Annotated in this window: 21 protein-coding genes and 1 pseudogene; 14 read left to right on the forward strand and 8 right to left on the reverse strand. The window is 37.5% G+C overall.

What is annotated here, in order from left to right; genetic code table 11:
• Positions 1–59: 59 nt before the first annotated feature.
• The 3 genes from RM573_RS13820 to RM573_RS13830 are packed head-to-tail and all read right to left on the reverse strand — an operon-like array spanning position 60 to position 2,575.
• On the reverse strand, positions 60–668 hold the full coding sequence (locus tag RM573_RS13820; RefSeq protein ID WP_311583249.1) for a PilZ domain-containing protein: 609 nt from the start codon (positions 666–668) through the stop codon (positions 60–62).
• A 21-nt stretch (positions 669–689) separates the two neighbouring features.
• Entirely contained in the window at positions 690–1,337 is a 648-nt protein-coding gene (locus tag RM573_RS13825; protein WP_311583252.1) for a TetR/AcrR family transcriptional regulator, read from the reverse strand.
• A gap of 8 nt (positions 1,338–1,345) precedes the next feature.
• The gene (locus RM573_RS13830) at positions 1,346–2,575 is read right to left on the reverse strand and encodes a threonine/serine exporter family protein (RefSeq protein WP_311583257.1); all 1,230 of its coding nucleotides are present in this window, start codon (positions 2,573–2,575) and stop codon (positions 1,346–1,348) included.
• A 98-nt stretch (positions 2,576–2,673) separates the two neighbouring features.
• Between RM573_RS13830 and RM573_RS13835 the strand changes: the two genes are divergently transcribed.
• From RM573_RS13835 to RM573_RS13845, 3 genes are all read left to right on the forward strand, one after another.
• Positions 2,674–2,850, forward strand: a complete 177-nt coding sequence (locus RM573_RS13835) for a hypothetical protein (RefSeq protein WP_311583259.1) — start codon at positions 2,674–2,676, stop codon at positions 2,848–2,850.
• 145 nt (positions 2,851–2,995) lie between these two features.
• Entirely contained in the window at positions 2,996–3,766 is a 771-nt protein-coding gene (locus RM573_RS13840) for a class II aldolase/adducin family protein (protein WP_311583261.1), read from the forward strand.
• A 65-nt stretch (positions 3,767–3,831) separates the two neighbouring features.
• Positions 3,832–5,016: a mandelate racemase/muconate lactonizing enzyme family protein gene (locus tag RM573_RS13845; RefSeq protein ID WP_311583263.1), complete on the forward strand. Its 1,185-nt coding sequence runs from the start codon at positions 3,832–3,834 to the stop codon at positions 5,014–5,016.
• 176 nt (positions 5,017–5,192) lie between these two features.
• On the opposite strand, the gene RM573_RS13850 is transcribed toward RM573_RS13845, so the two are convergent.
• The 5 genes from RM573_RS13850 to suhB all read right to left on the reverse strand — a co-directional run bounded on the left by RM573_RS13850 (position 5,193) and on the right by suhB (position 9,561).
• Positions 5,193–5,651, reverse strand: coding sequence for an Lrp/AsnC family transcriptional regulator (locus RM573_RS13850; RefSeq protein WP_311583265.1), 459 nt, complete (start codon positions 5,649–5,651; stop codon positions 5,193–5,195).
• Between the two features lie 203 nt (positions 5,652–5,854).
• Positions 5,855–6,769, reverse strand: a complete 915-nt coding sequence (locus tag RM573_RS13855) for an amidohydrolase family protein (RefSeq protein WP_311583267.1) — start codon at positions 6,767–6,769, stop codon at positions 5,855–5,857.
• Between the two features lie 22 nt (positions 6,770–6,791).
• Positions 6,792–7,517, reverse strand: a complete 726-nt coding sequence (locus RM573_RS13860; RefSeq protein WP_311583269.1) for an SDR family NAD(P)-dependent oxidoreductase — start codon at positions 7,515–7,517, stop codon at positions 6,792–6,794.
• A gap of 198 nt (positions 7,518–7,715) precedes the next feature.
• Positions 7,716–8,507, reverse strand: coding sequence for a uroporphyrinogen-III C-methyltransferase (cobA, locus tag RM573_RS13865; protein WP_311583271.1), 792 nt, complete (start codon positions 8,505–8,507; stop codon positions 7,716–7,718).
• 250 nt (positions 8,508–8,757) lie between these two features.
• Positions 8,758–9,561 carry an inositol-1-monophosphatase gene (gene suhB, locus RM573_RS13870; RefSeq protein WP_311583273.1) on the reverse strand — a complete coding sequence of 268 codons (804 nt, stop codon included), beginning with the start codon at positions 9,559–9,561 and terminating at the stop codon, positions 8,758–8,760.
• Positions 9,562–9,940: 379 nt separating this feature from the next.
• Here suhB and trmJ point away from each other — a divergent pair, with 379 nt between their 5' ends.
• The 11 genes and pseudogenes from trmJ (at position 9,941) to hscB (ending at position 19,042) form a co-directional block, all read left to right on the forward strand.
• Positions 9,941–10,702 (forward strand): tRNA (cytosine(32)/uridine(32)-2'-O)-methyltransferase TrmJ, encoded by a 762-nt coding sequence (trmJ, locus tag RM573_RS13875; protein WP_311583275.1) that lies wholly within the window; start codon positions 9,941–9,943, stop codon positions 10,700–10,702.
• Between the two features lie 15 nt (positions 10,703–10,717).
• On the forward strand, positions 10,718–11,527 hold the full coding sequence (gene cysE, locus RM573_RS13880; RefSeq protein WP_311583277.1) for a serine O-acetyltransferase: 810 nt from the start codon (positions 10,718–10,720) through the stop codon (positions 11,525–11,527).
• Between the two features lie 182 nt (positions 11,528–11,709).
• Complete coding sequence (locus RM573_RS13885) at positions 11,710–12,159, forward strand: hypothetical protein (RefSeq protein WP_311583279.1); 450 nt, start codon at positions 11,710–11,712, stop codon at positions 12,157–12,159.
• 134 nt (positions 12,160–12,293) lie between these two features.
• Positions 12,294–13,907 (forward strand): annotated as a pseudogene (locus RM573_RS13890) (efflux RND transporter permease subunit); the annotation flags it as partial.
• A gap of 68 nt (positions 13,908–13,975) precedes the next feature.
• A complete protein-coding gene (locus RM573_RS13895; RefSeq protein ID WP_311583282.1) occupies positions 13,976–14,707 on the forward strand; it encodes a PepSY domain-containing protein in 732 nt (243 codons plus the stop codon).
• Positions 14,707–15,750, forward strand: coding sequence for a 2Fe-2S iron-sulfur cluster-binding protein (locus RM573_RS13900; RefSeq protein ID WP_311583285.1), 1,044 nt, complete (start codon positions 14,707–14,709; stop codon positions 15,748–15,750). The genes RM573_RS13895 and RM573_RS13900 overlap by 1 nt, the downstream gene beginning before the upstream one ends.
• Positions 15,751–15,903: 153 nt before the next feature.
• On the forward strand, positions 15,904–16,410 hold the full coding sequence (gene iscR / locus RM573_RS13905) for a Fe-S cluster assembly transcriptional regulator IscR (RefSeq protein ID WP_303452458.1): 507 nt from the start codon (positions 15,904–15,906) through the stop codon (positions 16,408–16,410).
• Positions 16,411–16,446: 36 nt separating this feature from the next.
• Positions 16,447–17,661 carry an IscS subfamily cysteine desulfurase gene (locus RM573_RS13910; protein ID WP_311583289.1) on the forward strand — a complete coding sequence of 405 codons (1,215 nt, stop codon included), beginning with the start codon at positions 16,447–16,449 and terminating at the stop codon, positions 17,659–17,661.
• 87 nt (positions 17,662–17,748) lie between these two features.
• The gene (gene iscU / locus RM573_RS13915) at positions 17,749–18,132 is read left to right on the forward strand and encodes a Fe-S cluster assembly scaffold IscU (protein WP_311583291.1); all 384 of its coding nucleotides are present in this window, start codon (positions 17,749–17,751) and stop codon (positions 18,130–18,132) included.
• Positions 18,133–18,144: 12 nt separating this feature from the next.
• Positions 18,145–18,468, forward strand: a complete 324-nt coding sequence (iscA, locus tag RM573_RS13920; RefSeq protein ID WP_311583294.1) for an iron-sulfur cluster assembly protein IscA — start codon at positions 18,145–18,147, stop codon at positions 18,466–18,468.
• A 46-nt stretch (positions 18,469–18,514) separates the two neighbouring features.
• A complete protein-coding gene (hscB, locus tag RM573_RS13925) occupies positions 18,515–19,042 on the forward strand; it encodes a co-chaperone HscB (RefSeq protein WP_311583297.1) in 528 nt (175 codons plus the stop codon).
• Positions 19,043–19,060: the final 18 nt, after the last annotated feature.

A 19,060-nucleotide genomic window follows, 5' to 3' on the forward strand; every position in this document is an offset into this window, starting at 1 on the left:
AATGTTACGAAAAAAGAGCTATCACTAGCTCTTTTTTTATGGGCGATTTCCAGCACAAATTAATCTGGATCGATTGAAGATTGCTGACGCTTTTTAGCCAATGCTTTTAATTGTTCTGATTGTTTATGTAAACTGGCTCTCACTAATAATTCCCTGTCTTCATCTCGAATAAAGTGAAATATAACTTTATACACTGGGATGCTTTGATTGAGCTCTATTTCGATAATTTCACCAAAACAATAAACCGCACAGTTATCATCTTGAATAAAAATTTTCAGTTCAAGATAGTCTTCTAATTGAAATGTGGTCTCACTTGAAAAAGTAATCCCTCCACCGCCAAAAGTTAACCCTTGATATTGGTGCGCTTCTTCGACTTGTTGACTTAAAATGTACCCCATCAATAGATCAATCTTTTGGGCTTGATGATTTAGATATTCAACAAGTTGACCAGCAACGCCACTTAATGCTTGAAGCGGTCTAAGTGCAGCCTGATCTAAAGTGGCCATGTCACTTGCCATTTTGAACGGAGTAGGCATGTGATTAATAAAGCTCTGGTAATCATAGTTTTTTTCTTTATCAAGCAAAGTAACATTGACACTAAAATCATATTCAATGGTAAAAAACTCATTAAATTGCTCAAGTTTAGTTAATGGATTATTGCTGTCCATGGGGATTCCTTTGATTCATTTTTATGAATGACTCGATGATTGTGCTGTTGATAAAAATAAATTCACCGCACATTCACACATTTCATCAACACTTGAGTTATCTGTATAAATACCGTCAATCATTAACTTAGCAATACCATGTAAAGTTCCCCAAATAACTTGCGCTAAACGTAATGACGATTCACTACTAGGTAGTAAAGCCATCTGCTGCCAGTGTTTGGTCATTTTTACTTGAAAATCAAAGCTGGGAAAAGCCGCATGTCTTAATGTTTCGTTGCTACCATGATCTTTCCAAATAGTACGACCAAACATTAAATCGTATAAGTTTGGGTTATTGGTGGCAAAATGTATATAGCCATATACAAAGTCACGATATTGTTGTTCTTTTGAAAGTGAGTCATCGGTAAATATTTTTTCAGCGTGCTTTTGCCATTGATTAAAACCTTGCGCGGCAATGGCACATAATAAATCATTTTTATCTTTAAAGTGATGATATGCTGCCGTTCTAGATACACCAACATTTTCAGCGATTTTACGTAATGAAAGGCTGTTTATTCCTTGTTCATTTAACATCTTTGTCGCTATTTTTAATAACGAGCTATAAAGGTCGCCATGGTGATATGAGACTTTATCTTTGGGGTTAACTTTATTTTTCTGTGTTGAAGCCATCGGTGGTTTTATAACATCTTTCTAGGTGGAAAAATGACATTTGCGAAGATAAGTCCTGCGACTAATGACATAAAAATTAAAAAAGTCTGTGAGCCAATATCTGCACTGTTGCCAATCATCTCTTGTCCTGAAATTGCGGTATTTAAACCAATATACACTTTACTTCCTGGGACTAAAACGACTAATCCTAATAGTTTTACAATACTCGATGGTAGATTCATTATACGAGAGAATACATTGCTATAAATACCTAAAGCACAGGCGCCAACAAATGCACCTAATGCAATACCTAAATGCATGCCTCCCCAAATACTGGCACCAAATGCCACATAGCCCGAAATAATTCCCCAAGGAGCATCTTTTTTTCTTGCTTTAAATAATATCACTAAGCTAATTGATAACGTTGTAACAGCAGCCCATGAGGTCCACTCGGGCATAATATGTGGCACAATATATTCTACTTCTCCCCATATTTTTTGACCTAAGGCAATGCCTAACACGGCACCAAAATAGAGTTTAAATAAAACCATAACGGCATCCATAATCCGAGCCGTGCCAGCCATCAAGTTTCGGGCAGCCAGCTCTGATAAACCTAAAGTAAGTGCCAGTCCGGGAATAAATGCGATAATACTCGATAAAATAATCAAAGGCGCGTTTACAGTCGGATCAATTAAGGTGATCCCTGAAGCTAAAAAAGCACATGTTAAGGCTGACAACGGTTCTAACATTTCCGTTACCCGTTTTGAGCGTTCAGACCAAAAAACAAACAAGCAAACTAGCGAGCCTAAAATAGTCGACCAAAATACATCATTCCAACTGGTACGCATTAACATGGCAAAGGCACCACTTGAAGCGGCGAAAGCAAAAAAGGTTAAGATGCGACCATAAGGGTTAGGTTTATTTGCAATTTCATCTAAACGAACGATTGCTTCAGACAAACTGCGTTGGCCAGAACAAACCTCATCAACTAATTCATCGGTGCGTGCTAGTGCGCCTAAGTCGATATCACCAGGCGCTACTCGAAGAATATGGTTATAATTTTGATTATCATCGTCGTCCATCAATATAAAGGTTAACGACGTTGGTGTAATAACAAAACTGGCCTGTAAGCCTAATGATTGAGAAATACTTTGTAAGTGAGTTTCTAATCGATAGGCTGGCGTACCAAATTTATGTAATGCTTTTCCCAGACGAATAATAAATCGTCGTTTTTCTATAAAGTCATCATGTTCTGTCATTACATTTTCCTCGTCTTTCATAGACGAAAATAGGTTATCGGTTAACTATTTGATATTCTATGTTAACTTTTACTTTTATCAAATAAAGTTATTTTATTATGACACTATTAGTTATTTTAGGTTTAGTCTTTTTAGCGGTAATATTGATGGTGATATTAGGTGAGCGATTTGGCAAACCAATGGAAGAACAAGAACAAGTCAAATATTCAAAATGGACACGAATATTAGTTTTTGCGTTAATTATTATCGCTATTGCTAAGTTGGCATTTGAATAATTGACGCAAAAGTATGTCACCAATAAATCTTTCAGGCTTACTTAGATTAAAAAGTGATGATAACCTGCTTTTATTCAAAACTAAGCTTGATTAAAATGCGACATAACTACTTCACCACTCCTGATACGCTGAGAAAGGAACAGGCATGCTTGAGCTCCCGAAATTAAATTTGAAAAACAAAGTATCAGCACAAGAGTGGCAGACGCGGATTGATTTAGCCGCCTGCTACCGGTTAGTTGCTATGCAAGGTTGGGATGATTTAATTTATACGCATATTTCAGCAAGGATCCCGAACTCAGATCATATTTTGATCAATGCTTTTGGACTTACTTTTGACGAAATCACTGCTTCAAACCTAGTGAAAATTGATATTGACGGCAATATTATTGACCCTGAATGTCCTTTTGAGATCAACCCCGCAGGTTTTACAATACATAGCGCCGTTCACCAAGCACGCCATGAAGCACAATGCGTATTTCATTTACATACAAATGAAACCATCGCGGTTGCAAGTTTAACTGAAGGTTTATTACCCTTGAGTCAATATGCGATGTTTGCGCTTGCATCGTTGAGTTATCACGATTATGAAGGTTTAGCGGTTAATGAAGATGAAAAACTGCGTTTACAAAATGATTTAGGCGACAGTAATTTTATGTTGTTACGTAATCATGGAGCATTAACCTTAGGTGAAACAATTGGTGATGCCTTTATGCACATGTACGATTTAACTCGTGCATGCCAAGTACAATTACAAATAATGTCAACAGGGATGGAACCTGTTTATGCCCCGCAAAAAATTGTTGATGGCATAAAAGCGCAAGCAAGTGTTGTTCATACGGGATTAACTGGCGGTCAAAAATCTTGGCCTGCTATGTTACGTCGTATTTATCGTCATGATCCTTCCTTCGCTGATTAAGGTAATCCATTTACAAAAGCAATTTAGTTGCAATTTAAAACCTAATTTTAAAAAGAGTGTTATTAATGAAAATTACTCACGTAGAAATATTCGATATTGACTGTCCTGACAGACCACCATGGAACCCTGTTTTTATTCGTATTCATACCGATCAAGGCATAAGTGGGGTTGGTGAGGCTGGCCTTGCCTATGATTGGGGACACAGCGCTGCTGCTGCGATGATCAAAGAAATTTCAGAAGCAGTTTTGATAGGATTTAATCCATTTAATACTGAGCTGTTATGGTCGAAAATGTTGCGTGAAAGCTTTTGGGGATTAGGCGGTGGACCCGTTTTATATTCTGCGATGAGCGCTATTGATACTGCACTTTGGGACATTAAAGGTAAAGCTTTAGGTGTGCCTGTATATCAATTACTGGGCGGTAAAGTTAATGATAAGTTACGTACGTATGCCAGCCAGTTACAATTTGATTGGGACGTTGAAATTAAGAAGTTATTTCAACCTGAAGAATATGCACAAGCGGCATTAAAAGCCGTCGCAGAAGGATATGATGCGGTAAAAGTGGATCCTATTGTTTACAACCTAGATGGCACATCTTCATTTGATCGGACAAAATTATTCACTAAACCGCAAATGCGTTTATTCGGTGACAGGCTGCGAGCAATAAGAAATGCGGTAGGTGAAGATGTTGATATTATTTTCGAATCTCATTCATTAATGGGCGCAGCTTCGGCGATTCAAATGGGTGAAGTGATCGAAGAAGTAGGCTGTATGATGTACGAAGAGCCGGTGAATTATTTAAATTCGAAAGTTCATAAAAAAGTTGCTGATAACGTCAATGTACCTATCGCAGGTGGCGAACGTTTATATCATCGATGGGATGTTCGTCCGTATTTTGAAGATCAAAGTATTGATGTTTTACAACCAGATGTTGGTTTATGTGGCGGCTTCACCGAGGCGAAAAAAGTCTGTGACTATGCTGATGTCTATGATATTCGCATTCAAGCTCATGTCTGTGGAGGTCCCGTGGCAACTGCGGCCTCATTACATTTAGAAACAGCGATACCTAACTTTTTAATTCATGAACATCATACCTATGCAACAAAAGCCTGGAATCGAGAACTATGTATTCAAGATCCTCAACCGATAAACGGCTTTTTCGAAGTAACTGAAGTACCGGGTATTGGCATAGAACTAAACGATGAAATTGTCTATCGTTCACCTAATGTTACGGTAAAAGCATTGAAATAAACGTTTCTGCTTATTTCTGATAATTAGGTATCATGGAAAGATAAATGGGTAAGTTGTTACCCATTTTCATTTTTCTATAAAGACTTTAATCGAGATATTTAACACATTCATATGTTGTTTAATTAAATTTATTCAACAATAACCGCTGTTTTTTATGGATTAGTTTTTAACAAAGCTTATACGTAATCTACAGGTAAGGCGGTTGAATATTTAATTTCCTCCATGGCGAAACTTGAGCTAATATCAGCAAAACTTGCTTGGGTAATTAATTTTTTATAAAACGCGTCATAAGCTTTCATATCTGAAACCACCACGCGTAGTAAGTAGTCTACCTCACCACTCATTCGATAAAATTCGCTGATTTCAGGGAAGTCCTCAGAAATCTGACTAAAATCATTCAGCCAGTCGGGATTATGTTGATTGGTTTTTATCATCACAAAAACGGTGAGTCCAACGTTGAGTTTTTCTGGATCTGCTAAGGCTACGCGGCCTTTGATGATACCACTTTTTTCCATTGCTTGAATCCGTCGCCAACATGGCGTTGTTGATAAACCGATTTGATCGGCAATATCGCTCACTGATCGTGTACAGTCATGTTGTAATATTTGTAGAATTTTTTTGTCAAAGTCGTCCATAGTGCTTCTCAATGGTTCAGTATTGTTGAATTAAAATGTTATCTAAACAATTTGTTGTAGAATATTGTTCTATTATTTTGCAATTTTCAAGAAATATATTTACACCTGAATGTTTTGGACGATCATCATAATGACTAAATGGCTGCTGAGGAGCATAGCTTTTGATAGGGAGTGACTATTGGTACAATTGATAAAAACGTTCGCTAGAATTGGTAGATGCGTTTGGCATTTAGATAACATAAGCTATTTAGCTCGTCTTGAGTGAAAGATTGATTATCAATTAGACTTTGCCAATACTCTTGGTAGCTTTGCGACAATAAGCACAGAGGAAAGTTACTGGCCAACATCACACGGTTGATACCAAAACACTCAACACAAGTGTTAATAATTGCTAATTGCCATGATGATTGATACTGGCGATTGATCATTTCAAATCCAGAGCATTTAATGGTGCATTGCTTTGATAAGCTTAATTTTTCTATTGAAGTTTGCCAATGTTGCCACGCTATTTTTTGCGGGTTGAGTTGTACTTGCTGCTTAGTTTGGGCGTGCTCACTAACATAACATGTTGGGGGAAAACCTGCATGATTGATGATTATCTGTAAATTTGGCGTGTTTTTAAGTATGTCGAGTAACAAATTAACCGAAACTTCATGGATTAACGGCATCTGAACTTCAAAAATTAATTGCTGATCCGCTACATGTTTTAGATTGTTTTTAACGCGTTGACAGGATAAATACTCAACAGCGCTATCGTCTAAAATATCCCTAACGCCTACCACTGAGCTATAGCTTTTAATTTTACTTATAACACCAGCGAAGGCTTCATTTTCAAGTGTTAAGTCTATGCCAGCAATTGATCGAAAAGGTTGTTGGCAGTGTGACTCTAACCATGAAATTTCTCGCCAAGGTTGTTGATTATTAAAACCCGCTTCAATATGTACAAAGCCAGCGAGTGTAAACTCTTTATTTAATCGTAACTCCTGTTCAGTGAAATTTTTTTGGATAAGATGTTTGTCTGGCCAAAATGGTGGCTTATCGGGTTTTAACCAATAATACTCACCTTGTTCAAGATCAAACAGATGAAGATGAGAGTCGATAACGTTAATAGTTGTCATAGTTAGTTATCTAGTTATCTAGTTATTGAGCCGTATAGCCGCCGTCTATTACTTGCAGACTTCCGGTAATAAACTTTGCTTTATCTGAGGCTAAAAATAGCACTAATTCGGCTACTTCTTCTGGCTGACCTAAGCGGCCGAGTGGTTGCAAAGCAGCTTCTTCAGCATGAATATTGTCTTTATCGGCACCTGAACGCTGGCAGTAATTGTCAATGGCTTGATGATAAAGTGGGGTTTCAATGGTGCCTGGGCAAACTGCATTGGCTCGAATATTAAATTGAGCATAATCAAGCGCGGTAGTTTTAGCCATGGATGCAAGAGCCGTTTTACTCAGGTTATAAGCAAAAGAGTTATGTTTTGCGATTAAGGCTTGATCAGATGACATTAAAATAATCGCACCATTATTATTGGATTTCATATTTGGCAAAACTGCTTTTATCGCCGAATATGCTCCTTTAACATTAATATTAAACACCCGTTCAAATTCATCGGCTGATGTGTCTTCAATGGTGCCAGAAAAATGGACTCCTGCATTTGAAATAAAGACATCTATGACATATTCAGCACTGATTTCTTTGATTATATCGGTAACTTGCTTTTCGTTGGTGACATCGCATGCTCTAAATTCACCAAATTCAGATAAGGTTATATCTAAATTAAAAACACGATAATGATTATCGAGAAAAAGTTTGACGATACTCAGTCCAATGCCAGAGCTACCACCTGTGACTATACAGTTTTTTTTCATAATAAATTCAATTACAAAGTTTTGAACATCATAACCAATAGCTGGCTATTCGGCTAGTTCGTTTAAGGGAAATACTACTGTGTTGAATGTAAAAAAGTTCGTACCCATAGAACTTTTTTAAAGGGGGAATATCAGTGGATATGTTCGCGGTTTGTTGAAGGGAAGTTTTGTTCGATAGCTTATTTAAAGTTAAGGCGGCTAAGGCGCTAAATAACCAATACCCGCTAATTGACCTTCATCAAATGTTTGTACAACATCGCCAATAACAATCAAAGTAGGTGGCTTGATTTGGTATTCTTCAACCATAGCTTCTAGCGACTCTAAATTTCCATGATACACTTTTTGTTCAGGGGTTGTACCTTTATGAATTAGAGCTGCGGGAGTATTCGCGCTACGTCCGGCTTCAATTAACCGTTTTGTGATCATGGGTAAACTTTTTATACCCATATAAAAAACAACCGTTTGTTTTTCATCTTTTAATGAATGCCATGGTAAATCTAACTCGCCACAGTCTTTCACGTGTCCTGTGATAAAGGTACAGCTTTGTGATACTTGTCGGTGGGTAAGTGGAATACCAACATAGCTTGTACACGCTGATGCCGCTGTCATCCCTGGAACAATATGACAGGCGACATTATTTGCTAAAAGAAATTGGGCTTCTTCACCGCCACGACCAAAAACAAATGGGTCGCCTCCCTTTAAACGCACTACCTTTTTGGATAACTTGGCATGATCAACTAATAATTGATTGATACCTTCTTGCGGGACACGGTGCTGTGCTTGTTTTTTACCAACATAAATTCTTTCAGCGGATTCATCAACCAATGCCATAATTTCTTTGCTGACTAAACGATCATAAATCACAATGTCTGCTTGTTGTATAAAACGATAGGCTTGTAATGTTAATAAGTCTGGATCACCAGGCCCAGTTCCAACAAGGGCAACTTCGCCTTTAACGAAAGTTTGCTTTGCAGAGGAAGGTAAATACATTGTCAACATCTTTAATCATTGGACGGGAGTTCTATATTAGCGAGTAACAGTAAGGTTATCCATTGTATTTTATTCTTCAGATAGATAATTTATTTCTTAGTTATGCTTTAGTTTTTCGGTAGTGATTTTTGCTAATGGAATGAAAACTGTGGATTTTAAAGGGGTTTGAAGTAACAAAAAAGGCATGCAGAACAACTACATACCTTTTTCAAAATATTATTGTGAGACCATTTAAAAGCTTACAATAATTTTACTTACTTAAAGCTTCGCCTAAGTGAGGGCGAATATCTTTTAAAATTTCTTTTAATAAACCAGGGCTACTTGCTACGATATTGCCTGATTGAGTATGGTTATGACCACCGGTAAAATCAGTCACCAAACCACCTGCTTCAATCACTAATAATTCACCTGCTGCTGTATCCCAAGGCTTTAAGCCTATTTCAAAGAAGCCGTCAACACGACCTGCAGCAACGTAAGCTAAGTCAAGAGCGGCAGAGCCGGCACGACGCATATCAGATGTTTTTTCAAATAAAGCTTGAAACATACTCATATAAGCAGTCATATGTTGTTTCTTTTTAAACGGGAAACCCGTGGCTAAAATTGCACCGGTTAACTCTTTATTTTGCTTTACACGAATACGAAAGCCGTTTAATTGGGCGCCTTTTCCACGGCTAGCAGTAAATAATTCGCCGCGAATAGGATCATAAATAACTGCTTGGTCAAGCTTACCTTTTACTTTTAATGCAATTGAAACGGCAAAATGAGGGATGCCTTTTACAAAGTTTGTTGTGCCATCAAGGGGATCAATAATCCATTGGTAATCGTTGTCAGCACCTTCGTGTTGACCGGTCTCTTCACCGATAATAGTATGTTCTGGGTATGACTTACGGATCGTTTCAACAATTGCTTGTTCAGCAGAAATATCAACATTGGTGACAAAATCGTTTGTACCTTTCGATTCAATTTCAACTTTATCAGCTTGCTCGAAAGCACGAGTAATTACGTTACCTGCAGTACGCGCAGCGCGCACAGCAATATTTAGCATAGGATGCATACTATCACCTTAATAATTTTAACAACTTTGTAAAAGAACGAGACCTAATTTCTCCACTCAGAAATTAGCGGCGCGTAGTGTAACAAAATTCTTATATTTAAGCGAATCTAATTGTTAGTATTCACTCGAAATTAAACTTGTCTCTAGTTATAGCGTATTTTTCGAAAGTTAAAAGCTAAAGTAACAGAATGTTTCTTATACATTTAAAGACTTAATCAGAATTATTTGCACTAGCAAAAAACAAAAAATCAGATGATTTTTTCTCAGCACAAGGATATTGTTCTGTGTTAATATTGTCGGCATTTTTAGCCGTTAAGGCCGTTACCAGACAGTGAGTTAATCGTTAGTTAACTTATTGCCAAAGAGAGACAATAGCATCATGTTAGATTCAGTTCGTATTGTGTTAGTAAACACATCTGATTGCCGAAATATCGGCTCTGCCGCTAGGGCAATGAAAACTATGGGATTAAGCCAATTAGTTTTGGTTGATCCTATTGAAATGCCTAATGGCCAAGCACAAGCGCTTGCGGCAGGGGCAACAGATGTTTTAGCCAATGCGAAAGTGGTTAGTACGTTAGAAGAAGCAATTTCTGATTGTGGCTTAGTGGTTGGCACCAGTGCGCGTTCACGCACTTTACCTTGGCCAATGTTAGATCCTAGAGAGTGTGGTGAAAAATTAATTTCTGAGGTGAGCGATTATCCGGTTGCTTTAGTTTTTGGTCGTGAAAGTAGTGGTTTAACCAATGATGAATTACAGCTTTGTCATTTTCATGTGCAAATTCCGGCGAATCCAGAATATAGCTCGTTAAATTTAGCGATGGCAGTACAAACGTTAAGTTATGAAGTACGTATGGCATTTTTGGCTAATGAAAAAGCACAAGAACAAGCGCAGTTTAACAGCAAAGCTAACGAAAAAACTGACGATGAACAGTATCCTGTTGTCGAAGAAACAGAACGAATGTTTGAACATTTTGAGCAAGCATTAAAAGTAACGGGGTTTATCGTGCCGAGTCACCCAGGTTTAGTGATGACAAAGTTAAGACGATTTATTAATCGCGCAAGACCTGATAGTAAAGAAGTTAAAATGTGGCGTGGAATGTTGTCTTCCGTTGAAAAGTCAGCAAAACGCAATCAACAATAAAAAATAGGAAATATTATGTTTAGCCGTATCAAAGAAGATATTAAAAGTGTCTTTGATAGAGATCCTGCAGCTCGAAATACCTTTGAAGTGTTGACCAATTACCCTGGCATGCACGCTATTTGGATCCATCGGTTAAGCAATAAATTGTGGCGTAATAATTGGAAGTTAATTGCTCGTTTATTATCAACATTTTCTCGTTGGTTAACGGGGGTTGAAATTCATCCTGGTGCCACTTTAGGTCGCCGCTTTTTTATTGATCACGGAATGGGTATTGTGATTGGCGAAACGGCTGAAATAGGTAACGATGTTACCATATACCATGGTGTGACATTAGGTGGTGTGAGTTGGAATGGTGGTAAACGTCATCCTACTTTAGAAGACAATGTTGTGATTGGTGCTGGTGCGCAAGTCTTAGGACCAATCACTATTGGTAAAGGCGGTAAAGTCGGATCAAATTCTGTTGTGGTGAAAGATTTACCAGCCGGTGCTACTGCCGTAGGTATTCCGGGACGTATTGTTAATCCAAATAAATCAAATGATGCCTCTGAGCAACGAGAAGAAGTTGCGAAAAAATATGGTTTTGATGCTTATGCGGTGTCAGCTGATAATCCTGATCCGGTGGCAAAAGCCATCGGTCGCTTACTTGATCATATGCACTTAATGGATAATAAAGTTGCTGTGCTTTGCAAGGAAATTAATCAACTTGGTGGTGAAGTATGCCAAGAAGCTTTACCTGAGTTGCGTGTTGGTGAATTTGATGAAGATGAAAAAGCCGCAGCGAAAAGACGTCAATCACATGTTGAGTCGTTTGATCCTGAAATATAATACTTGAAATTCAGGTCAATCTTTAAGGGTTTATGATTTTAATTTCACGATCAAACGTTGATTTTTAATGCGACAAAGCATAATCTCATCAATGTTAATTATGTGAGAGCAAATAGCCAATTCAAGTAAACGGTTAATCATAACGATTTGAAATTATCTAAACAGGACAAATTGAATTTATTGTGATGCATTCAATACTGAATAAAGCGGTTACTTTTGCAATACTTGTGCTTTTTTTGCTGCAAGTATCTGCGACGGCTGTCAGTTCGTGCTCTCAGATAATGATGGCCAATGGTTCATTTACTCATTTAAATACGGCGCCAGTGACAAATCAATTTAAAGATAATCAATCCCGAACTAGTAATAATACTTATCCAATGATGGATCACAGTCAACATATGATGATGACTTCAGTTGATGATAAGAAGAGCGATAATTCAAAAGAAAATTGCTGTGACGACAGCTGTAATTGCGAAATGGCCAGTTGTAGCTACAGCAACCTAATGAATCACTCGACAGGTTTTATATTTGCAAACCAAGTTATTCAATCAAAAATACTATTTATTGTCTCTTCACTGCAATCACAACATTTAAATTATTTATTTAAACCCCCTATCCGCCGACTAGCCTAGGACAGATCTGTCCATTTTTCACCGTTCATGCTTTACAACTTATCTACGCATGTTAACTAAGTTGTAGAAAGCATAATTTCAAAAATTTTTAACTTGAAAACCATTTGATTTTTTACAAAAAGTTAAATGAAATAAGGCAAAACCCAATTAATCGGCTATTGATCGTAAGCTACATGCCTTTTTTAAAAACGGTCTTACGTTTTCCAAAGCTTACTTTAATTGCTGCTTTGATAATCACTTGGCTTGGATTTATGCCGGTTAATAAGATAGGTAGTGAATTTATCCCGCCACTTGATGAAGGTGACTTGATGTATATGCCAACGACGTACCCTGGGATTTCAATTGGTAAAGCGCGCGAGTTATTGCAACAAACAAATAAACTCATTAGCACAATTCCTGAAGTCGATACCGTTTTTGGTAAAGTAGGTCGTGCTGAAACGGCGACAGACCCAGCACCTTTGACGATGATCGAAACCTTTATTCAACTAAAACCATTATCACAATGGCGAGAAGGTGTGACATCTGAAAGCTTAACTCAAGAGTTAGATGCGATAGTTAAATTTCCTGGTGTGACTAATGCGTGGGTAATGCCTATTAAAACTCGAATAGACATGCTCGCGACAGGTATTAAAACCCCTGTTGGAATTAAAGTTGCTGGCAGTGATATTAGCGTTATTCAAGGGATAGGGTTAGAAATTGAAGGGTTACTGAAAGATTTCGAAGGGACGGCCTCTGTTTATTCTGAACGTGTCGCCGGAGGGCGCTATATAAAAGTCGACATTAATAGAAAAAAGGCAGCTCGTTATGGTCTTAATATTTCAGATGTTCAACAAGTCGTAGCAACAGCGATAGGTGGGCTTAATGTTGCACAAACGGTCGAAGGGCTAGAACGATATCCCATTAATTTACGATATCCTCAAGACTATCGAGATTCACCCGAGCAATTAAAGTTACTTCCCATCGTGACTAAAACAGGGCAAAGAATAGCATTAGCAGATGTTGCTAAGGTTTATATTGAAGAAGGCCCTCCGGGGATCAAGAGTGAGAATGCTCGCATTAATGGTTGGATATACATCGATATTGAAAATATTGATGTCGGCAGTTATGTGGCGAAAGCGAAAGAAAAACTTGCGAAAGAGCTGTCATTACCAGCGGGTTATTCACTCACTTGGGCAGGACAATATGAATATATGGAAAGAGCAAAAGAAAAGCTAAAATTTGTCTTGCCTTTAACTCTAGCAATAATCATTGTTTTACTTTATTTAAGTTTTAGAAACTTTATGGAAGTGGCGATTATTATGGGAACCTTACCTTTAGCAATGATCGGTGGTGTTTGGCTGTTATATTTAGAAGGGTTTAATTTTTCTGTGGCGGTAAGTGTCGGATTTATTGCCTTAGCAGGAGTGTCTGTTGAAATAGGTGTGATTATGTTGGTGTATTTAAATCAGGCATACTCACAGGCTAAAAATCAATGTGAACAGCAGCAGCGAGAGTTTAACCACACAGAGCTAACGAACGCTATTATTCAAGGGGCGGGGATGCGAGTTCGTCCTATTATGATGACAGTTGCAACGATTATTATTGGCTTACTTCCCATTTTATATGGCACAGGGACAGGTTCAGAAGTCATGAGTCGTATTGCAGCACCTATGGTTGGCGGCATGGCAAGTGCCGTATTTTTAACTTTGTTAGTATTGCCTGCGGTGTATTTCTTATGGCGAAAAGGTCAGTTGTCGGTGAAAAAATAAGCTAAATATTTTTGTTGAGCCATTGATAATTAAACGATTTGCCATGTAAAACGATAAAAGATATAAACATGCAACATAAAGCGATAAAAACAACTATAAAACCTCCTTTTAGTTTGCTAAAAGCAGTACGTAAAACCCATAAATGGCTGATGCTATTTTTGGGTATACAATTTGTCATTTGGTCGGTAACCGGTGCCTATATGGTCTTTTTCAATATTGATTATATACACGGCGATACTTTAATTAAAAATCAACAAGTTAATCTTGATGATGTTGATGTAAATTTTTCTATTAAAGAGCTATATAGGTTATATCCTGAGGCTAAAGAGCTTGAGCTTTCAAGTTTTTTAGCCAAACCAGTTTATCGATTTAAGCTCGATGATGACAATGTTTTGCTTGATGCGAATACCGGTAAATTGTTATCTCCTATTGCGAAAAATACTGCGTTAGCTGTTGCACAACAGGAATATACGGGCGATGGTCATATTTATAGCGTGTTGTTGATTACCGAAAACCCTCCTTTTGAATTACGATCGAGTGCTTTACCCGCTTGGCAAATAAGTTTTGATGATTTTGCATCACCAATACTTTATGTTTCAGCTACTTCAGGAAAAATCGTGGGCAAACGACATGAGTTTTGGCGTTTGTTTGACTGGATCTTTCGTTTTCATGTGATGGATTATCAAGACAGTGAAGTTGACAATACATTGCTGTTTACGTTTGCTTTTTTCGGCATTTTTGCTGGCTTAAGCGGAGTGATTTTAGTGTACTATCGTGTATTAAATAAGAGCAGCCGATAATGTCTGTAATTAAAAAAATTCATAAATGGGCGTCATTAATTGTTGGCTTACAAGTACTGATTTGGCTTGGTTCTGGTTTCTATTTTAATTTAATGGATCATAACAAAGCGAAAGGCACTCACTATCTCGTCGCTCAGTCAGCATCCGTGAACCTTGACGCTGAGCGACTAATAGAGCCAAAGGAACTGCTCAAACAAAAAAATGAGATAAGTCAAAGTGAACAACATAAACAAGCTAATACTATTGTTGCAATCAACTTAAGCCATTTACTCACGCAACCGGTTTATTTGATTAATCATAATCGGGCGCTTTATTCACATTTTTCCAATCATTACAGCATTATAAACGCGTATACCGGTGAAGCAATTGTGGTTGATGCAAAATTGGCTGAAAAACTCGCTTCAGCTAGTTATAACGGGCCAGGCCAAGTAATCCAAGTTACATTACTTGAAAATGGCAATGAAGATTTTCCGAAAGAACAAAATGCCATATGGCGAGTCAATTATGACGATGCATTAAATACCAGTATATATATTGAAACAGGCAGCGGTCGGCTTATCGGACACAGTAATGATGATAAACGTTTTGCTGACTTTTTCTTTATGTTGCACTTTATGGATTATGGCAAAGAAGGAAGTTTTAATAATATTCAAATCCTATTATTTGCATTTATTACCTTATGGTTATCGTTAACGGGCATTATTTGGACAATCCAACTAGGCTTTAATGGTCAATATCAAATTGATTTGTTTTCGAAAAAACGAAAAGTGAAGCTACTCAATAAAAATCAGCAAATCATTAGCGAGATAACTTTAAACGATAAAACTAATTTACTTGATGGTTTAACAAAAAATAATATCGAAATCCCTTCAGTGTGTGGTGGCGGTGGTACCTGTGGTAGTTGTTTAATATTATTGTCGTCAATGTCATCTATCTCCGACGCAGAGCGTGAAAAACTCTCAAATGCCCAGTTAAAAAAAGGCTATCGGCTATCGTGTCAGCAATTTTTAGCAGACACTCAAACAATCACGATTATTAATTAAAAGCGCCATGAATAATACTTGAGTATTTTACTAAGGTATTACTTGAGTTATTACTCGAATACGATTAGAATACTTGAGTATAGTAGTCAGGTATTCAATTGACTATTTTGTAGGGTTATGTAAAATTGCGCGGCAATTTAACAGGGGTTATTCATGAAATTAACATCTAAAGGTCGATATGCAGTTACAGCAATGCTTGATGTTGCTATACATGCGTCTACAGGTCCTGTTTCTTTAGCTGATATTTCTGATCGTCAAGGTATTTCCCTATCTTATTTAGAGCAATTATTTTCACGATTACGTAAACACGGTCTTGTTAATAGTATTCGTGGTCCTGGCGGTGGTTACCGTTTAGGTCGATGCTCAGCAAAAATAGCAGTTGCAGATGTCATTAGTGCCGTTGATGAAAGCGTCAATGCGACCAAATGTGGTGGTACTGGTGACTGTCAATCAGGCAAACAATGCTTAACCCACTCTCTATGGGAAGGGTTAAGCCAAAGAATTGAAGATTTTTTACAAGGCATTACTTTGTCTGAGCTCGTTGAACAAAGAAATGTTAAAATGGTTTCGAAAAGACAAGACAGTCTGCAAAAAAAAGCAGAGTCAAAACATACTTTAGAAACCTTAATCGCAACCACAAATATAGTACATGACTGCTAGCGCAGTAATTTTATTGAGTTGGAGAAAGTTAGCCAAATGAAGCTTCCTATATATTTTGATTATTCAGCAACAACACCGGTAGATAAACGTGTTGCTGAGAAAATGATGCAATACATGACCACTGACGGTTTTTATGGCAACCCAGCCTCCCGTTCGCATAAATTTGGTTGGCAAGCCGAAGAAGCGGTTGATATTGCGCGTAACCAAATTGCCGAATTAATTAACGCAGACCCGCGTGAAATTGTTTTTACTTCAGGTGCTTCTGAATCTGATAATTTAGCGATTAAAGGTGTTGCCAACTTTTACAGCAAAAAAGGCAAACACATCATTACATGTAAAACAGAACATAAAGCTGTTTTAGATACGTGTCGTGAGCTAGAGCGTCAAGGTTTTGAAGTCACTTACTTAGATCCTGAAGAAAATGGCCTTATCGATTTAAACAAGCTTGAAGCGGCTATGCGTGATGACACGGTTTTAGTGAGTATTATGCATGTAAATAACGAAATTGGTGTTATCCAAGATATCGCTGAAATTGGTGAAATGTGTCGTGCTCGTAAAATTGTTTTCCATGTCGATGCTGCACAAAGTGTGGGTAAAATTCACATTGATATGCAAGCGCTAAAAGTTGATTTGTTATCTATTTCTGCACATAAAATGTATGGCCCTAAAGGTATTGGTGCTTTATATGTTCGTCGTAAACCTCGTATTCGTTTAGAAGCACAAATGCATGGTGGTGGTCATGAGCGCGGTATGCGCAGTGGTACATTAGCAACTCATCAAATTGTTGGTATGGGTGAAGCTTGCCGCATCGCTAAAGAAGAAATGGCACAAGACATTGCACATGTTACGAAAATGCGTGACCGTTTATGGGCGGGTTTAAGTAATATGGAACAAGTGTTTATCAATGGTGATGCTGAGAAGCGCTATCCTGGTAATTTAAATGTCAGCTTTAACTTTGTTGAAGGTGAATCTTTAATCATGGCATTAAAAGACTTAGCTGTTTCATCTGGTTCAGCATGTACATCAGCAAGTTTAGAGCCATCATATGTGTTACGTGCGTTAGGCTTAAATGATGAAATGGCACATAGTTCAATTCGATTCAGCTTCGGCCGTTTTACCACAGAAGAAGAAATTGATTACGCAATTGAAATTATTCAAAAATCAATCGGTCATTTACGTGACATGTCACCTCTTTGGGAAATGTTTAAAGACGGTATTGATTTAGACTCAATTGAATGGGCGGCGCACTAAGCGGTCTCATTATTAATAATTGTTTGATATTTTAGTAAATTTAATTTTTAGCAGTACTCAGTTGCTGCTAAAAAGTAGGAGAATAATATGGCTTATAGTGAAAAAGTAATCGACCATTATGAAAACCCACGTAATGTTGGTTCAATGGACAAAAATGATCCCAATGTAGCAACCGGCATGGTAGGCGCACCTGCATGTGGCGATGTTATGAAGTTACAATTGAAAATCAGCGACGCTGGTATTATTGAAGATGCCAAATTTAAAACCTATGGTTGTGGTTCCGCTATTGCTTCTAGCTCATTAGTTACTGAATGGGTTAAAGGTAAATCAATTGACGAAGCTGGTGAAATTAAAAACACAGCGATCGCTGAAGAACTTGCTTTACCTCCGGTAAAAATTCATTGTTCAATTTTAGCGGAAGATGCCATTAAAGCAGCAATTGAAGATTATCGTACCAAGCACGATTCATAGGTAGGGCGTTAAATGAGTGTAACAATGACGCCTGCTGCGTCAGATCGAGTAAAAAGCTTTATTGAGAATAGAGGTAAAGGACTTGGTTTACGTTTAGGTATAAAAACCACCGGTTGTTCTGGTCTAGCTTATGTCCTTGAATTTGTTGATGAGCTTAATGAAGACGATACTATGTTTTCAATTGATGATGTCAATATCATTATTGATGGCAAAAGCCTTGTGTACCTTGATGGCATCGAATTAGATTTTGTCAAAGAAGGCTTAAACGAAGGCTTTAAATTCACAAATCCAAACGCAAAGGGCGAATGTGGTTGCGGCGAAAGCTTTAATGTATAATCGCCGCCATCAAAAATTGTCTCAGTTGTCTTATTAGGTTTTAGTTGTGAACTATTTTGAAATTTTTGGCTTAGATATATCGTTTTCTCTTGATTTAAAACAGTTATCAGAACGTTTTCAAGCGATTCAAAAAAGTGTCCATCCAGATCGTTTTACCCATGCGTCAAATCAAGATCAAATGCTTGCTGTTAAAAAATCGACAGCGGTAAACGATGCTTACGAAACGCTAAAAAATCCAATTAAACGTGCTGAATATATATTAAGCTTGCGCGGTGTTGAATTACCCAGTGAGCAAATGACTTTTAGTGATAATATGTTTTTGATGCGTCAAATGGAATTACGGGAAATGTTAGCTGAAATAAAGTTTGCTGATGATACCGATTCCGCTGTTTTTGAAGCTCATCAGGTTTTAGATACTGAATTTCAACAACTGTTTAAAGCGATGCAAGTATCACTCGAAGAAAACACAGAAAGCGCCAATAAAGTCGCTTGTGAAAATTTACGAAAATTAAAGTTTTATCAAAAACTTCACCTAGAATTAGATCGTTTAGAAGAACAGTTATTTGACGATTAATCTTTTCATCCATTTTTG

Origin of the sequence: Thalassotalea castellviae, assembly GCF_031846185.1 — a bacterium.
Lineage (GTDB): Bacteria > Pseudomonadota > Gammaproteobacteria > Enterobacterales > Alteromonadaceae > Thalassotalea_H > Thalassotalea_H castellviae.

Coding starts and splice junctions, on each gene's coding strand:
- RM573_RS13910 (WP_311583289.1), top strand. CDS start 16,447: ATGAAGCTTCCTATATATTTTGATTATTCAGCAACAACACCGGTAGAT.
- iscR (WP_303452458.1), top strand. CDS start 15,904: ATGAAATTAACATCTAAAGGTCGATATGCAGTTACAGCAATGCTTGAT.
- RM573_RS13895 (WP_311583282.1), top strand. CDS start 13,976: ATGCAACATAAAGCGATAAAAACAACTATAAAACCTCCTTTTAGTTTG.
- RM573_RS13825 (WP_311583252.1), bottom strand. CDS start 1,337: ATGGCTTCAACACAGAAAAATAAAGTTAACCCCAAAGATAAAGTCTCA.
- RM573_RS13840 (WP_311583261.1), top strand. CDS start 2,996: ATGCTTGAGCTCCCGAAATTAAATTTGAAAAACAAAGTATCAGCACAA.
- suhB (WP_311583273.1), bottom strand. CDS start 9,561: ATGCATCCTATGCTAAATATTGCTGTGCGCGCTGCGCGTACTGCAGGT.
- RM573_RS13850 (WP_311583265.1), bottom strand. CDS start 5,651: ATGGACGACTTTGACAAAAAAATTCTACAAATATTACAACATGACTGT.
- RM573_RS13860 (WP_311583269.1), bottom strand. CDS start 7,517: ATGAAAAAAAACTGTATAGTCACAGGTGGTAGCTCTGGCATTGGACTG.
- RM573_RS13845 (WP_311583263.1), top strand. CDS start 3,832: ATGAAAATTACTCACGTAGAAATATTCGATATTGACTGTCCTGACAGA.
- RM573_RS13835 (WP_311583259.1), top strand. CDS start 2,674: ATGACACTATTAGTTATTTTAGGTTTAGTCTTTTTAGCGGTAATATTG.
- iscU (WP_311583291.1), top strand. CDS start 17,749: ATGGCTTATAGTGAAAAAGTAATCGACCATTATGAAAACCCACGTAAT.
- cobA (WP_311583271.1), bottom strand. CDS start 8,507: ATGTATTTACCTTCCTCTGCAAAGCAAACTTTCGTTAAAGGCGAAGTT.
- iscA (WP_311583294.1), top strand. CDS start 18,145: ATGAGTGTAACAATGACGCCTGCTGCGTCAGATCGAGTAAAAAGCTTT.
- RM573_RS13855 (WP_311583267.1), bottom strand. CDS start 6,769: ATGACAACTATTAACGTTATCGACTCTCATCTTCATCTGTTTGATCTT.
- cysE (WP_311583277.1), top strand. CDS start 10,718: ATGTTTAGCCGTATCAAAGAAGATATTAAAAGTGTCTTTGATAGAGAT.
- RM573_RS13830 (WP_311583257.1), bottom strand. CDS start 2,575: ATGACAGAACATGATGACTTTATAGAAAAACGACGATTTATTATTCGT.
- RM573_RS13900 (WP_311583285.1), top strand. CDS start 14,707: ATGTCTGTAATTAAAAAAATTCATAAATGGGCGTCATTAATTGTTGGC.
- RM573_RS13820 (WP_311583249.1), bottom strand. CDS start 668: ATGGACAGCAATAATCCATTAACTAAACTTGAGCAATTTAATGAGTTT.
- trmJ (WP_311583275.1), top strand. CDS start 9,941: ATGTTAGATTCAGTTCGTATTGTGTTAGTAAACACATCTGATTGCCGA.